The following is a 14,021-nucleotide window of genomic DNA, read 5'->3' on the forward strand; positions in this document are numbered from 1 at the left end:
CCTGCCAGTATTTAGATGACTGGCTCACTGAGCAACATCAGGAAAAACAGGCGGCATAAAAGCCACCTGTTGGGAGACGAAAAATCGAGGGAAGCTCATAAAGAATCCTGAGGGCCGGGCGCTGACGAATGGCACACTGCCTTCGCCCGGCCGGGAAAAGCAATGCACCATAGGTCTTGCCAAACCGTGCGGTCGCGCATGCCATGGCGTAAATTTGATAAAGCGCCAAGTATGTTGACATGCGCTCTTCGAAAGCATCGAAGAAGGCTACTCCCCTAAGGAGCGGACATCATAAGGCTTTGCGGGTTATTTTTGAAGAAATTTATTTCCGCAATTCCTGTTTTTTTCCGCAAAACGGCTATTTTGCAAAAATAATTGCTGGTCGTAACGCCCCTTTTCCCTAATGGATTGATGGCATGCACTCGGCCATCGGCGTACCCAGGCGGGTCGAGCGATTCAGGATGGCCGCACGGACTTGCAGCTCCACGACCTGTCGCTCGAAGTCATGCGCCATGACCGGTTCGCCGAGCAGCCTGAAACCATGCATGTTGGTTTCAACCAGGCTGCGTCGATGCTAAGCGCTCCATTTCCTCCGTCGCTACCTGCCAGTCCAGCCGCGCCAGCTTCAGCAGGCTTTGCGCCATCCGCATGGCTTGCCGCAGCGCCAGATTGAACAGGCATTTGATCGTCAGGCAGAACTGGATCGCGGCATCGCTGAACTTCGGCCTGCGACCCCGCTTGCCACCCGCGCTGCCGTGCCAGCGCATCTCTCACTCGCGCTGCCTTGCCAGCGCATCTCTTTATCCAGCCAGATCAACAGCGAGCCACGCGACTTCAGCGCCGCGTTGTACTCTTTCCAGTTCGTCGTTCGGTATCCCGGGGAAGCAGATTGGGTCATGCCGCGAGGCTACCTGATGGCGCTTTCGCGCGGCAGGTGGATTGATTTATGCAACAAAGCCCCCCCCCGGCGCTGGCTTGTCGAGCGCTGCTTTGCCTGGCTTGAAAAGAACCGCCGCTTATGGAAAACCGGCGAGCGATGGATTAATACCAGCCTACCGTTCGTCCATTTAGCATGCCTGGCAATACTGCTCAGGAGATCATCAACACGTCCTAAGGAGCGACAACCTTAACATCGCAATATCGGCAACGGCAATGACCGCCAGCGCAGCGAAAATATTGCCTTATTTTCTTCCCCGTCTACACCTATGTGCGCCAACAAACCATGCGAGTTAGCGATGAAAGGCGGCAAAAGGGATAAAATGCCTGATTATCTGATTTTTGGCATTATTCCCTCCTTCTTTCCACCACAGGAACGCCGCGCATTTGCCGCTGGCCAAGCTATTTTGAAACGGAGCACATTTTTATGAAATGGGCAGTAGTCAGTATTTTTCTTTTGTCAGTGTTATACGTCCACTTTCGCGGCAAGGCGCGCCTGCCGTTCTTCCGCCAGCTATTCGACCATTCGTCGATCATGGCGCCGCTGAACATCTTCATGTACCTGTTTTCCAAGGTGCCTACCAACACGCCTTACCTGCCGACCAGCACCTTCAACGACCTGAAGATTTTGGAAGACAACTGGGAAACCATCCGCGATGAGGCCAAGGGATTGATCGGTCTGGAAAAAATCCGTGCAGCGGAAAAGAACGACGACGCCGGGTTCAACTCGTTCTTCAAGGCGGGCTGGAAGCGCTTCTACCTGAAATGGTACGACGCCAGCCATCCGTCGGCAGAACAGTTCTGCCCGAAGACCGTAGCGCTGTTGCGCCGGACCCCAAGCGTCAAGGCGGCGATGTTTGCCGAGCTGGCGCCGGGCGGCACGCTCAATCCGCACCGCGACCCGTTTGCCGGCTCGCTGCGCTATCACCTCGGCCTGGTGACGCCGAACGACGACCGTTGCTTTATTGAGGTCAACCAGCAACGCTACAGCTGGCGCGACGGGCATGGCGTGGTGTTCGATGAAACCTACATCCACTGGGCGCAAAACGGCACAGACACCAACCGCATCATCATTTTCTGCGACATCGAACGGCCGATGCGCTACCGCTGGGCGCAGGCGATCAATCGCTGGCTGGGACGCCACATGATGAGCGCGGCCGCCTCGCCAAACGAAACCGGCGACGAAACCGGCGGCATCAACAAGCTGTTCCGCTTCGTCTGGGCGGCCGGCCAATATCGCCGCCGCCTGAAAAAATTCAGTAAGCCGCTTTATCTCTGCATCAAGTTCGGACTCATCATCGGCGCGGTGCTGGCCATCATTTATCTTTGAGCCATGCTCCCCGGCCGCGTTCAGCAGGTGCCGGGAGCGGTGTAACGACGAAGCCGCCTTGTGCGGCTTTTTTGCGTCTGGCATGCCACTTGCGTGGCATTGTGGAAGCGCAAGACAGTAATTCTCGCCCATAAGGAAAGCCCGTGATGATTCGCTCGATTATTTCTGCCGCTCTTTTATCGCTTGCCGCCGGCACAGCCTTGCCGTCGTTCGCACGAGACAGCGGTAGCGCCACGCAGCCCGACTCCGCCAGGTACAACCGGCCGGTCAAGGTGATGATCATTACCATGTTAGGCCCCGAAGCCCAGGTCTGGCTGGATCGCCTCGGCCCTTGGAAAACCGTGCCAATCGCCGGTCTGTCACCGGACTATCCAAACGTTCACTGCAACCGCCATGATGTCTGCGTCGTCACCACCGGCATGGGCTACGCGAATGCGTCAGCGTCGATCATGGCGCTGACATTTTCAGCGCGCCTGGACCTGCGTCACACCTATTTTCTGATCTCGGGGATTGCCGGCGTTGATCCGGCACGCGGCACGGCCGGTTCTGCAGCGTGGGCGAAATACCTGGTCGATTTCGGCATTCAGTGGGAGTTGGACGCGCGCGAAATCCCCGCCGACTGGAATTCCGGCTATCTTGACATCAACACCAAGAACCCGAGCCAGAAACCGGCGCTAGATTATCGCAATGAAGTATTCAACCTGAATCCGGAATTGGCCGATGCGGCGTTTGCATTATCACGCAACGTGGTGCTGGCCGACAGTGCCGAGGCCGAGGCGGCGCGCTCGAATTTTAGCTACGCACCGGCCAACCAGCCACCTGCCGTGATCCAGTGCGATATTGCTTCCAGCAATACCTGGTGGTCCGGTACGCTGCTGGGCCAACGCGCCAGGGAATGGACCAACATCGTGACAGACAACAAAGGCGTGTATTGCATGACCGCGCAGGAAGACAATGCCACAGTCGAAGCGCTGAAGCGGGCCTCTAGCATCAAGCGCGTCGACTTGAATCGGGTGGCGGCGCTGCGTACCGGTTCCGATTTCGATCGCCCCTATCAGGGCCAGACCAGCGCCGACAATCTTCTCCACTACGCCGAGCAGGGCGGCTTTGCAACGGCGACAGAGAATCTGTACCGCGCCGGGAATCCGTTGGTGCAGGATATCGTGACGCATTGGCGTCAATGGCATAATGGCGTGCCCCGCCGGTAAATCCAACCACAAGAAATACGAGCACACGAAACACGACCACAAACTCAGAGGAGTCAGAAAACAACTGTCCTCGCCAGCGGCTCGCAGGGCGGCTTTTTTCACCCCGGTAAGCGGAGCATGTCTGGCGGCGCAATGTTGTGTATTGCCGTTGGTTTTGTTTTCAGATCAGATCACATCAGATCTGATCGTTACCGTTAGCATAAAAGCCTGGAGCTCAACCCATTTACTCCCTGCAAACCACGCCGGCGGCGCTCAAGACAATGACGCAATCATTTTTCTCAACCACGCGCCGGCATTACCTTGCCACTGACCGCACCGAAGCCAACCCGATAACCATCGCCCTGGCACCAGCCGGTCATCGCCACTTCATCGCCATCCTGGATAAACGTGCGCTGGCTGCCGTCAGCCAGCACCAGCGGATTCTTGCCGTTCCACGTCAATTCCAGCAAGCTGCCGTAGCTGCCAGGCGTGCTGCCGCTAATCGTACCGGAACCCATCAGATCGCCGATGCGGGTATTGCAGCCGGAGACCGTGTGATGCGCCAGCTGTTGCACCATGGTCCAGTACATGGTCTTGAAATTGGTGCGACAGATGGTTTGCGGGGTTGTACTCTGAGCTGTCTTGAGCGAGACTTCTAACGTGATGTCATAACCATTCTTGCCGTCTTGCTTCAGGTATGGCAACGGTTCCGGTTGCTGCAGCGGGCTGGCAACGCGGAACGGTTCGAGCGCATCCATGCTGACTACCCACGGCGAAATCGAGGTGGCGAATGATTTACTGTTGAACGGACCGAGCGGCACATATTCCCATTGCTGTAGATCGCGCGCGCTCCAGTCGTTGAGCAGTACCATACCGAAAATATGCTGCTCGGCGTTGGTAATATCAATCGGCTCGCCCAGCGCATTCGGCTGGCCGATGACGAAGCCGGTTTCGAGCTCGAAATCAAGCTTGCGGCAAGCGCCAAACACCGGTGCCTCGACATCCGGCAATTTCAACTGGCCGTTGGGACGTCGCACCGGCGTGCCGCTGACGACCACTGAACTGGCGCGGCCGTTGTAGCCGATCGGGATATGTAGCCAGTTCGGCAGCAGCGCATTGGCCGGGTCGCGGAACATCGCCCCGACGTTGGTGGCGTGTTCTTTGGATGAATAGAAATCGGTATAGCCGGGAATCTCTACCGGCAAATGCAGCGTCGCCTGATCTTGTGCGACAAAAGCCTTGGTGCGCAGTACCTGGTTATCGCGCAACTGCGGGTTGTCAGCGCGCAGCAGATCGCTGATGGCGGCGCGCGTGCTGCGCCATATCGGACGGCCAAGGTCAATAAAGGCGTTCAGGCTGGCCTGGCGAAAGATTGCCGGCTTGACCTGCAACAGCCCGGCCTCGGCCAGTATCGCCAGATCCAGAATCTGATCGCTGATTGCCACACCGACCCGCGGGGCCGGATCGGCGACCGTGCTAAACACACCCAACGGCAGGTTCTGGATCGGGAAATGCGATTCCGGCCGGGTCGGAATGAATGAAGTCAATTCGGATGTCAGCGCTGGATCGTTGGTTTGCATAGTGTCTTTTTTGATTAAGGTTGACCGTTGAAATGCTTTTGCGGGCCGTGCCAGCATTGCAGATAATCGCGCTGCAATTGCGGCGTTGCCAGTACATACGGCGTCGAATGAATCAGGTAGCGGCTTTCAAGCATGAAAGCCATTGTATTGTCGATACGATGCGGCGCCAATGTGGCATTGGATGCCTTGTCGAAAGTAGCGGCATCCGGCCCGTGGCCGCTCATGCAATTGTGCAGGCTACCGCCGCCGGGAGTAAAGCCATCGGCCTTGGCGTCGTAGGCGCCATGGATGAGGCCCATGTATTCGCTCATGACATTGCGGTGGAACCATGGCGGACGGAAGGTATGTTCGGCAACCATCCAGCGCGGCGGGAAAATCACAAAATCGACATTGGCGATGCCGGCAGTATCGGACGGCGCAGTCAACACGGTAAAGATTGACGGATCGGGATGGTCGTAGCTGACCGTGTTGACGGTGTTGAACAAGCTCAAAGCGTATTTGTAAGGGGCATAGTTGCCATGCCAGGCCACCACATCCAGTGGCGAATGGTCGATGCGCGCGGCCCACAGCCGGCCGCCGAATTTCGCTAGCAACTGAAATTCCCCTTCACGATCTTCGTAGGCGGCAACCGACGTCTGAAAATCACGGGCATTGGCCAGGCCGTTGGCGCCAATCGGCCCCAGTTCCGGCAACTGGAATGCCGCGCCGTAGTTTTCGCAGATGTAGCCGCGCGCCACACCGTCCGGCAGTTCAATCCGAAAGCGCACGCCACGTGGAATCACCAGAATTTCGCCGGGCCTGATGTCGAGCAGGCCCATTTCAGTACTGGCCAACAAGCGTCCCTGCTGCGGCACGATCAGCAGTTCGCCGTCGGCGTTGTAGAAGAAGCGCTCATGCATCGAACGATTCGCCGCGTAAAGATGAATTGCAATCCCTGCTTGCGCGGCCGGATCACCGTTGCCGGCGAAAGTGACGATGCCATCAATGAAATCGACGGGCCGGTCATTGGCTGGCAGCGGTAGCGGATTCCAGCGCAACTGGTTGGGCGGCGTATCGGCGTCGGTGAACGGACCGCTGCGCAACAGGGCATGTTCGATTTTTTCAAATGCATGATGCATTGCGCCGGGTCGAATCCGGTACAGCCAGGAGCGCCGGTTGTGCGCGCGGTGCGGTGAAGGCGGTACCGGAGAGTTGTTCTGCATACAGGCCGTAAGGTGCTTTTTGCGGCGAGTTCTGCGCTGCTGGCAGCGCGCCGGGCAAGGCCTCGCTGGCAAAGTCGTTGCAAAAACCAGATTGATAGAGTAGCGTGTTTTTCATCAGTTTCATCCTTGGCTCAAATTCTGACGCTGATGTGCAATCGTAGCGCGCACAAGATATGCTGCTTTCGGACATTATGATTCTTTTTAAGAATTAGAAAAATAGGCATAAATTAAAATCATTTTTTATCTTTATTAAACAATATAAAATGATCGCCATGGATCGTCTCGAATCATTGCGGATATTTTGCCAGGTCGTAGAATTAAACAGCTTCAGCCGCGCCGCTGAACAGCCGGAGATGTCGAACGCGACGATCACCAATCATATCGCGGCGCTGGAGCGGCACTTCGGCGTGCGCCTGCTCAACCGCACCACCCGCAAGATTTCTGTGACCGACGACGGCCACAGTTGCTACCAGCGGGCCCAGCGCCTGCTGGGCGACATGACGGAACTGGAAGAGGGCCTGCAAGGCCGGCGCGTGACGCCGCAGGGAATTTTGCGGGTCGATGTGCCGACCGTGATCGCCCGCATTTACCTGGCGCCGGCGCTGGCCCGCTTTAGCACGATGTATCCGGAGCTATCGATCCGGCTTAATGTCGGCGACCGCATGGTCGATATGGTGGAGGGCCGCGGCGATGTCTGGATCCGCATCGGTGAGTTAAAGGATTCCAGCATGGTGGCGCGCCGCATCTACCAGACCCGCAACCTGTGCCATGCCGCCCCCGAATTACTGGCGCGGCATGGCACTCCAAACACGCCGCAAGAACTCAGCAATTTCCACTGTATGCCGTTCATCCATCCGAACAGCGGCCAGAACGTGCCGTGGACCTTCCGCAAGGGCAAGCAGCAATTGAGTCGGGAGCCACCCGGCAAGATCGCCATCAATCACGCAGAAACGCTGATCCACGCGGCCGCCAGCGGTGCCGGCATTATTCAGTTGTTGACGCTTTCACTGAACCCACACATGCGCGATGGCCGCCTGGTAGCGGTACTGCCCGACTGGGCCACGCCGGGGCCACCGGTATCGGTGGTCTATCATCAGAACCATCAGTTGTCGGCCAAGGTCAGAGTGTTTGTCGATTTCGTCACAGAACTGTTCGCGGCGCTCGATTAACGTTGTACCTTTTTTACGCGCATCTTGATGCGCATCTTTGCGTTTCATTAACTAGGAGAAATCATGCATTGGATCTATCTGATAATCGCCATTATCGCTGAAGTAGTCGCTACGAGCGCGTTGAAAGCCAGTGCCGAATTCACCCGATTAATACCATCGATTGTGGTGGTGAGCGGCTACCTGATTGCATTCTATTTCCTGTCACTGACCTTGCGCACCTTGCCGGTGGCCATCGTGTATGCGATGTGGTCAGGTATCGGCATCGCGCTGATCGCCCTGGTCGGCTGGCTGGTGTTGAAGCAGAGCCTGGACGCGGCGGCATTGATCGGCATCGGCCTGATTGTCTCAGGCGTGCTGGTGATGAATATCTTTTCGAAATCGTTGCCGCATTAACTCCCGGCGCATGCCTGACTGGCACCTGACTCAGCTCTGCCACAAAGGCGGCTCATCCATGAGCGCGATTTGTTCACGCAATTCCAGCACCCGATCCTGCCAGTAACGCTGCGTATTGAACCATGGGAAGGCCACGGCGAAAGCCGGGTCGTCCCAGCGGCGCGCGATCCACGCCGCATAGTGGATCAGGCGCAAGGTGCGCAGTGCTTCGATCAGATACAACTCACGCGTATCGAAATCGCAAAAATCTTCGTAGCCGGCCAACAATGCGCCCATCTGCCGCACCATGTCCTTGCGCTCGCCCGACAACAACATCCACAGATCCTGCACCGCTGGCCCCATGCGGCTGTCGTCGAAATCGACGAAATGCGGGCCGGCATCGGTCCACAAGACATTGCTGCCGTGACAATCGCCATGCAAACGCAACGCGCCGACGCTGCCGGCACGCTCGAAGCAACGGCGCACCCCCAGCAGCGCTTGCGCAACGGTGCTGCGATAGGCCTCCAGCAAATCTTCCGGCACGAAGCCGTTAGTCAATAAAAACGCGCTAGGCTCCTCGCCAAAGCTGGCGATATCCAGCGTCGGCCGGTGCTGAAAAGTGCTCAAACCGCCGATGGCGTGGATACGCCCGAGAAATCGGCCCAACCATTCCAGCGTGGCCTCATCCTCCAGTTCCGGCGAACGGCCGCCGTGGCGCGGAAATACCGCAAAACGGAAGCCGTCGAATTGATGCAGCGTTTTTCCATCCGCTGCGGCCCAGGCCACCACCACCGGAATTTCGCGCTCCACCAATTCCTGCACGAAGCTGTGCTCTTCCATGATCGCGGCATCGCTCCAACGCCCGGGCCGATAGAACTTGGTGACCAGCGGTGGCCCTTCCTCCATGCCGATCTGGTACACCCGGTTTTCGTAGCTATTGAGCGCCAACAGACGGCCGTCGCCATGCAGGCCGATGCTGTCGAGCGCGTCCAGTACGGTATCGGGGGTCAAGGTCGAGAATGATGCAGGAGGCGGAGTAGTCATCCCGGCATTGTAAGCGCCCGCGACTTGTTTATCCATAATCAGGTGGAAATGCCAATAGATGCCGCGCAAGTCCAAATGATAGCTTTCACAACACTATCATTCTCGACCGGAGCGGCAGCCATGAAAAAATACTCTATAACGCGATCCCCCACGTACCTTTGCGCGACACTCGCGTTCAGCGCCGTGCTTTGGCTGATGTCGCCAGCCACCAGTGCTGCCGATAATGCGCCACCATTGATGCTGGCCAATTCCTACCATCCGGGAATCCGGCTTGCAGATTACTGGGTCAGTGAAAAATATGACGGCGTGCGCGGATATTGGGATGGCAAGCAGTTGCTGACGCGCGGCGGTCAGCCTGTGATTGCCCCGCACTGGTTCACCGCCGGCTGGCCGGCGACGCCGATGGATGGCGAGCTATGGGCCGGACGCGAGCAATTCAATCTGGCAGTTTCCACCACCCGTCGCGAGACCCCAGACGACAGCGCCTGGCGCGGCATGCGCTTCATGGTATTCGATCTGCCGGCGCATGGCGGCACCTTTAACCAACGCCTGAAAACCCTGCAAGACTTGATTCCAAAGCTCAAGGCGCCGTGGGTAGAGGCCGTCGCACAAACCAAGATCAGCAATCACGCCACGTTACAACGGATACTGGAACGCACCGTCAGCCAGGGCGGCGAGGTGTTGATGCTGCATCGCGGAGCTTCGTTTTACCAGGGGCTGCGCAACGACGACCTGCTCAAGCTGAAAACCCATGAAGATGCCGAAGCGACTGTCGTCGCTTACCTGCCTGGCAAAGGAAAATATCAAGGCATGATGGGCGCGTTAGTAGTGGAAACACCGCAAGGCTTGCGCTTTAAGCTGGGCAGCGGCTTCAACGATGACCAACGCCGCCAGCCGCCGGCACTGGGTAGTTTGATAACGTATCGCTTCAGGGGCTTGAATCCAAGCGGCATACCGCGTTTCGCCAGCTTCATGCGGGAATATCAGCAGTAGAATCGCTCTGTCGGGTGAGATATTTTGCTGGTTGGGGCTATTTCAATCATAAAATCTGTATCCCCCATTTTTTAAGCGGTTATCACCATGAATCTCGACGAACCCCTATCAGACAAAGAATTTGACGAACTGGACGACTTTTTATTGTCCGATCGTTGTGCTGAAGACAGCATGACGATGGATACCCTGCACGGCTATCTGACAGCGCTGGTGATCGGTCCGGAGCAAGTCTTGCTGGGCGAATGGCTGCCGCACGTGTGGGGGCCGTCGCTGAAGGACGCGCCAAAATTCAAATCGGACAAGGAATACGAAAAAATCGTCGGCCTGATCGCCCGCTACATGAACGAAATCGCGGTCACGCTCGAAGTTGCCCCGAAAGAATACGAACCGTTGTTCTGCGAGTACGAGCACGAAGGCAAAAACCTGCTCGACGGCGAAGCCTGGGCCTGGGGTTTCTGGGAAGGCATCAACCTGCGGGCCAAGGCTTGGGAGCCGATCTGGCACTCCAATCTGGCGTCAGTGGTAAGGCCGATTTACCTGCTCGACGCGGAAGAATTGGAAGAAGAGGAAATGGCGCTGCGCGAAGATCCGATACAGCGTCACAAACTGGCGGTCGAGGTTAAGGCGGCGATTCCAGAGATTTACCGTTACTGGCTGCCGCACCGTAAATCGGCTGTCACCACGATCCAACGCGAAACACCGAAGATCGGCCGTAACGATGATTGCAGTTGCGGCAGCGGCAAAAAATACAAGAAGTGCTGCGGCCTCAATAAAGCAGAAGACTGATCAAAACGGGACATGGCTTCATGCATGTCCCGTTTTGATCAGATTGCCATCATTCCTTGATGAAATGCTCGCGGTAGTAACGCAACTCCTCAATCGATTCTATGATGTCGGCCAGCGCAGTATGCTTCTGATGCTTCTTGAAGCCGCTCGCCAGCTCAGGCTTCCAGCGGCGGCACAGTTCCTTCAATGTCGAGACGTCCAGGTTGCGATAGTGGAAAAAAGCTTCCAGCTTCGGCATGCCGCGCGCCATGAAGCGACGATCCTGGCAAATGGTGTTGCCGCACATTGGTGATTTACCGCTCGGCACGTATTTTTTCAGAAACTCGATCAATGCCAATTCGGCATCGCTTTCCGTCACGGTCGACGCTTTGACTTTTTCAATCAAACCCGAGCGTCCATGCGTACCCTTATTCCAGGCATCCATGCCATCCATGATCTCATCCGGCTGATGAATCGTAAACACCGGACCTTCCGCCAGGATGTTCAGTTGCGCATCGGTCACCACCACGGCGACCTCAATGATGCGGTCGCTGTCCGGGTTAAGCCCGGTCATTTCCATGTCGACCCAGATCAGGTTGAACTCATTGGGACGCGCCGGCGCAGCATTAACTGCCGCAACGGGATTAACGGAGATATCGGTGGCTTGTGACATAATTGTTCTCTTAGTTATTTAAGCAGTTTTGCGGCATTTCAATTCAAATTGCCGTAAAGCGCCCCCGAGAAACGCAGCGGGCAGCCCCAAGCTGGGGTCGAGATGCGCCGTTGTATTTGCATTGACAACGAGCGCCTACCAGAGATTGGGACGCCCCGCAGGTTATCTGAGGCGCCGATGGCTGCTATTTTCTCATATAGGGACGACATGTCTGCATTTGCATTTTCAGTTTTGTTCGTAATTTTCCTGGCAATCAGCGTGGCCGTGCGTTTCTGGCTGGGTTCGCGCCAGATTCGTCATGTGCTGGCGCACCGCAGCGCAGTACCCGCCGAATTCGCCGAAAAAATCCCGCTGACCGCACATCAGCGGGCTGCCGACTATACCGTCGCCAAAACCAAATTCAGCATGTTCTCGATGCCGATCAGCACCGTTGTCCTGATCGGCTTCACCCTGCTGGGCGGATTGCAATTACTTTCCAACATCATATTTCACTGGAGCGGCCCCGGCATGCGCTATCAGTTGGGTCTGTTGGTGGCGTTCGTGGCGATTTCGGGCTTGATCGACCTGCCGCTGGACTATTACAAGCAATTCGTGCTGGAAGCGCGTTTCGGCTTCAACAAGATGACGCTCAAGCTGTTTTTTACCGACATGCTGAAAAACACCTTGATCGGTGCCGCCATCGGCCTGCCGCTGGTGTGGGTGGTGTTGCAGTTGATGGCGAAATCCGGCGATCTTTGGTGGTTTTACGCATGGCTGGTGTTTAGTGGTTTCCAATTACTGATGCTGGTGCTCTACCCGACCGTCATTGCGCCGCTGTTCAACAAGTTTACGCCACTGACCGACGACAGCCTGCGTGACCGCATCGAAGGCTTAATGAAACGGGTCGGCTTTGCTTCCAAGGGCTTGTTCGTGATGGACGGCTCCAAGCGCAGCGCCCACGGCAATGCGTATTTCTCCGGCTTCGGCGCCGGCAAGCGCATCGTTTTCTTCGATACATTGCTGGCGCGTCTGGCGCCGCAGGAAATCGAAGCGGTGCTGGCGCACGAGCTGGGCCATTTCAAACTCAAGCATATCGTCAAGCGCATCGTTGTGATGTTTGCCATTTCGCTAGCGTTCATGGCGTTGCTCGGCTACCTGAAACAGCAGGTCTGGTTTTACACCGGTTTGGGCGTCAATCCGCTGCTGTTGGACGACCTCAGCAACAATAACGCGATGGCACTGATCTTGTTCATGCTGGCGCTGCCGATCTTTACTTTCTTGCTGGCGCCGCTGTCGTCGATCAGCTCGCGCAAACATGAATTCGAAGCCGATGCCTTTGCTGCCAGACATACCGACGCCAACGATCTGGTGAGCGCGCTGGTCAAGCTGTACGAGGACAATGCGTCGACCCTGACCCCGGATCCATTGCACTCCGCTTTCTACGATTCGCACCCGCCCGCCGCCGTTCGCATCAACAAACTGACGGCTGCCCATGGTTGAGCACAACAAAGGCGCCAAACCAGGCCATCAAGAGCACTGCAACGGCCTGGTGATCGCCGCCCACGGCCGCCATTATCTGGTGCAAGCCCGGGTCGGCGACGCCTCCCTCAAATTGCAGTGCGTCACACGCGGCAAGAAAAGCGATGTCGCGGTGGGCGATCGTGTCAAGCTGAAGCTGACCTCGCCCAACCAAGGCGTGATCGAGGCCATCGACCAGCGCGAAAGCCTGCTGTACCGCTCCGATCAATACAAATCCAAGCTGCTGGCCGCCAACGTCACGCAATTATTCATCGTAGTTGCGACCGAGCCGGGCTTTGCCGACGACCTGATTTCACGTGCGTTGGTAGCCGCCGAAGCCGCCGGTGTCAAAGCCCGCATCGTGCTCAACAAGACCGATATCGTCGACGCGCTGGAGAAGACCCGACAGCGTTTGACACTGTATGCCAGCCTCGGTTATCCGGTGCATGAAGTCTCGGCGCGCGCCTTTCCTGAGCAAACCTGCGCCACGCTGCAACCGCTGCTGGCGGGACAATCGACGATCCTGATCGGTCAGTCGGGCATGGGAAAATCGTCGCTGATCAACCTGATCGTGCCGGATGCAGATATCGCCGTGCGCGAAATTTCGGCCGCGCTCGATACCGGCAAGCACACCACCACGTTCACGCGCCTGTACGAAATGGACGCTGCCGACCAAAGCCTGGACGGCAATCCGGCCAATATCATCGATTCACCGGGGTTCCAGGAATTCGGCTTGTACCAACTCAGCGAAGGCATGTTGGAACGGGCCTTCGTCGAATTCACGCCCTATCTGGGAAAGTGCAAATTCTACAACTGTCATCACCTGATCGAGCCGAGCTGTGCGGTGCTGGAAGCCGTCAAGGAAAACAAGATCGCGCCGATGCGACATCAGCTTTACGTGCAGTTGCTGCATGAATCGTCGCAGAAGCTGTATTGATATCTGCCGGCCAGACTTAACGCCGCCTCGGTGGCGTCGACTTGGCGTCCCCGACTGGGCGTCCCCGACTCGGCGTCCCCGACATTACCGCAAGCGCGGGGCCGCATTTTCATCAGTGCAAAAGGTAAGGTTGATCTGCCCGTTGGCTGAGATGACGGAGATTTTGTGTTTTTCCCCCAAAAGTGCTGGGTGACGGCGCTTGATTTGATTAAGAGACGGTTTCATAAAGGCCCGAAGGGGCTGTTAACTTTTCCGGCAAGCTGCTACTCTTCGGCATTGATATAGATAAGGCTGAAGAAGAGATGGGCAAACCGATCGTGGAAGATGCACTGTGGA

13 protein-coding genes, 2 pseudogenes and 1 riboswitch are annotated in these 14,021 nt (G+C 56.9%); of the genes and pseudogenes, 9 read left to right on the plus strand and 6 right to left on the minus strand.

Annotated elements, in window-relative coordinates:
- Window positions 1-104: 104 nt before the first annotated feature.
- A riboswitch (yybP-ykoY riboswitch) is annotated at window positions 105-281 on the minus strand.
- A 119-nt stretch (window positions 282-400) separates the two neighbouring features.
- On the minus strand, window positions 401-547 hold the full coding sequence (locus ACIQ0R_RS06030; protein WP_395824929.1) for a hypothetical protein: 147 nt from the start codon (window positions 545-547) through the stop codon (window positions 401-403).
- A 52-nt stretch (window positions 548-599) separates the two neighbouring features.
- Window positions 600-898 (minus strand): annotated as a pseudogene (locus tag ACIQ0R_RS06035) (transposase); the annotation flags it as partial.
- Between the two features lie 337 nt (window positions 899-1,235).
- Here ACIQ0R_RS06035 and ACIQ0R_RS06040 point away from each other — a divergent pair.
- The 3 genes from ACIQ0R_RS06040 to ACIQ0R_RS06050 all read left to right on the plus strand — a co-directional run bounded on the left by ACIQ0R_RS06040 (window position 1,236) and on the right by ACIQ0R_RS06050 (window position 3,474).
- Complete coding sequence (locus ACIQ0R_RS06040) at window positions 1,236-1,367, plus strand: hypothetical protein (RefSeq protein WP_395824931.1); 132 nt, start codon at window positions 1,236-1,238, stop codon at window positions 1,365-1,367.
- Window positions 1,364-2,266, plus strand: coding sequence for a lipid A hydroxylase LpxO (lpxO, locus tag ACIQ0R_RS06045; RefSeq protein WP_395824934.1), 903 nt, complete (start codon window positions 1,364-1,366; stop codon window positions 2,264-2,266). The genes ACIQ0R_RS06040 and lpxO overlap by 4 nt, the downstream gene beginning before the upstream one ends.
- A gap of 143 nt (window positions 2,267-2,409) precedes the next feature.
- The gene (locus tag ACIQ0R_RS06050; RefSeq protein ID WP_395824937.1) at window positions 2,410-3,474 is read left to right on the plus strand and encodes a purine-nucleoside phosphorylase; all 1,065 of its coding nucleotides are present in this window, start codon (window positions 2,410-2,412) and stop codon (window positions 3,472-3,474) included.
- A gap of 278 nt (window positions 3,475-3,752) precedes the next feature.
- Here ACIQ0R_RS06050 and fahA read toward each other — a convergent pair whose 3' ends face one another.
- Together fahA and hmgA are read right to left on the minus strand one after the other, a co-directional pair.
- A complete protein-coding gene (gene fahA / locus ACIQ0R_RS06055) occupies window positions 3,753-5,090 on the minus strand; it encodes a fumarylacetoacetase (protein WP_395824940.1) in 1,338 nt (445 codons plus the stop codon).
- Window positions 5,048-6,359, minus strand: a pseudogene (gene hmgA, locus ACIQ0R_RS06060) (homogentisate 1,2-dioxygenase). The gene fahA and the pseudogene hmgA overlap by 43 nt, the downstream one beginning before the upstream one ends.
- 148 nt (window positions 6,360-6,507) lie before the next feature.
- Here hmgA and ACIQ0R_RS06065 point away from each other — a divergent pair.
- Together ACIQ0R_RS06065 and ACIQ0R_RS06070 are read left to right on the plus strand one after the other, a co-directional pair.
- The gene (locus ACIQ0R_RS06065) at window positions 6,508-7,404 is read left to right on the plus strand and encodes a LysR family transcriptional regulator (protein WP_395824943.1); all 897 of its coding nucleotides are present in this window, start codon (window positions 6,508-6,510) and stop codon (window positions 7,402-7,404) included.
- Between the two features lie 60 nt (window positions 7,405-7,464).
- Window positions 7,465-7,797, plus strand: coding sequence for a DMT family transporter (locus tag ACIQ0R_RS06070; protein ID WP_395824965.1), 333 nt, complete (start codon window positions 7,465-7,467; stop codon window positions 7,795-7,797).
- Window positions 7,798-7,827: 30 nt separating this feature from the next.
- Here ACIQ0R_RS06070 and ACIQ0R_RS06075 read toward each other — a convergent pair whose 3' ends face one another.
- Entirely contained in the window at window positions 7,828-8,856 is a 1,029-nt protein-coding gene (locus ACIQ0R_RS06075) for a serine/threonine protein kinase (RefSeq protein ID WP_395824946.1), read from the minus strand.
- Window positions 8,857-8,940: 84 nt separating this feature from the next.
- Between ACIQ0R_RS06075 and ACIQ0R_RS06080 the strand changes: the two genes are divergently transcribed.
- Window positions 8,941-9,813 (plus strand): DNA ligase, encoded by an 873-nt coding sequence (locus ACIQ0R_RS06080; RefSeq protein WP_395824950.1) that lies wholly within the window; start codon window positions 8,941-8,943, stop codon window positions 9,811-9,813.
- 87 nt (window positions 9,814-9,900) lie between these two features.
- Complete coding sequence (locus ACIQ0R_RS06085; protein WP_395824953.1) at window positions 9,901-10,599, plus strand: UPF0149 family protein; 699 nt, start codon at window positions 9,901-9,903, stop codon at window positions 10,597-10,599.
- 49 nt (window positions 10,600-10,648) lie between these two features.
- On the opposite strand, the gene orn is transcribed toward ACIQ0R_RS06085, so the two are convergent.
- Window positions 10,649-11,251, minus strand: a complete 603-nt coding sequence (gene orn, locus ACIQ0R_RS06090) for an oligoribonuclease (RefSeq protein WP_395824956.1) — start codon at window positions 11,249-11,251, stop codon at window positions 10,649-10,651.
- 207 nt (window positions 11,252-11,458) lie between these two features.
- On the opposite strand from orn, the gene ACIQ0R_RS06095 reads away from it, so the two are divergent.
- Window positions 11,459-12,730, plus strand: a complete 1,272-nt coding sequence (locus tag ACIQ0R_RS06095; protein WP_395824959.1) for a M48 family metallopeptidase — start codon at window positions 11,459-11,461, stop codon at window positions 12,728-12,730.
- Window positions 12,723-13,685, plus strand: a complete 963-nt coding sequence (gene rsgA / locus ACIQ0R_RS06100; RefSeq protein WP_395824962.1) for a ribosome small subunit-dependent GTPase A — start codon at window positions 12,723-12,725, stop codon at window positions 13,683-13,685. The genes ACIQ0R_RS06095 and rsgA overlap by 8 nt, the downstream gene beginning before the upstream one ends.
- The last annotated feature ends 336 nt before the right edge of the window (window positions 13,686-14,021 follow it).

The sequence above is a fragment of the Collimonas sp. genome (genome assembly GCF_044339385.1).
In the GTDB taxonomy this organism is placed as follows: Bacteria; Pseudomonadota; Gammaproteobacteria; order Burkholderiales; family Burkholderiaceae_D; genus Collimonas.

What these genes read in the sequence shown, in the direction of transcription:
- ACIQ0R_RS06030 (WP_395824929.1), bottom strand. Translation starts at nt 547, where the DNA reads ATGCATGGTTTCAGGCTGCTCGGCGAACCGGTCATGGCGCATGACTTC.
- rsgA (WP_395824962.1), top strand. Translation starts at nt 12,723, where the DNA reads ATGGTTGAGCACAACAAAGGCGCCAAACCAGGCCATCAAGAGCACTGC.
- ACIQ0R_RS06040 (WP_395824931.1), top strand. Translation starts at nt 1,236, where the DNA reads ATGAAAGGCGGCAAAAGGGATAAAATGCCTGATTATCTGATTTTTGGC.
- ACIQ0R_RS06080 (WP_395824950.1), top strand. Translation starts at nt 8,941, where the DNA reads ATGAAAAAATACTCTATAACGCGATCCCCCACGTACCTTTGCGCGACA.
- fahA (WP_395824940.1), bottom strand. Translation starts at nt 5,090, where the DNA reads ATGCTGGCACGGCCCGCAAAAGCATTTCAACGGTCAACCTTAATCAAA.
- ACIQ0R_RS06065 (WP_395824943.1), top strand. Translation starts at nt 6,508, where the DNA reads ATGGATCGTCTCGAATCATTGCGGATATTTTGCCAGGTCGTAGAATTA.
- ACIQ0R_RS06075 (WP_395824946.1), bottom strand. Translation starts at nt 8,856, where the DNA reads ATGGATAAACAAGTCGCGGGCGCTTACAATGCCGGGATGACTACTCCG.
- ACIQ0R_RS06095 (WP_395824959.1), top strand. Translation starts at nt 11,459, where the DNA reads ATGTCTGCATTTGCATTTTCAGTTTTGTTCGTAATTTTCCTGGCAATC.
- ACIQ0R_RS06085 (WP_395824953.1), top strand. Translation starts at nt 9,901, where the DNA reads ATGAATCTCGACGAACCCCTATCAGACAAAGAATTTGACGAACTGGAC.
- orn (WP_395824956.1), bottom strand. Translation starts at nt 11,251, where the DNA reads ATGTCACAAGCCACCGATATCTCCGTTAATCCCGTTGCGGCAGTTAAT.
- lpxO (WP_395824934.1), top strand. Translation starts at nt 1,364, where the DNA reads ATGAAATGGGCAGTAGTCAGTATTTTTCTTTTGTCAGTGTTATACGTC.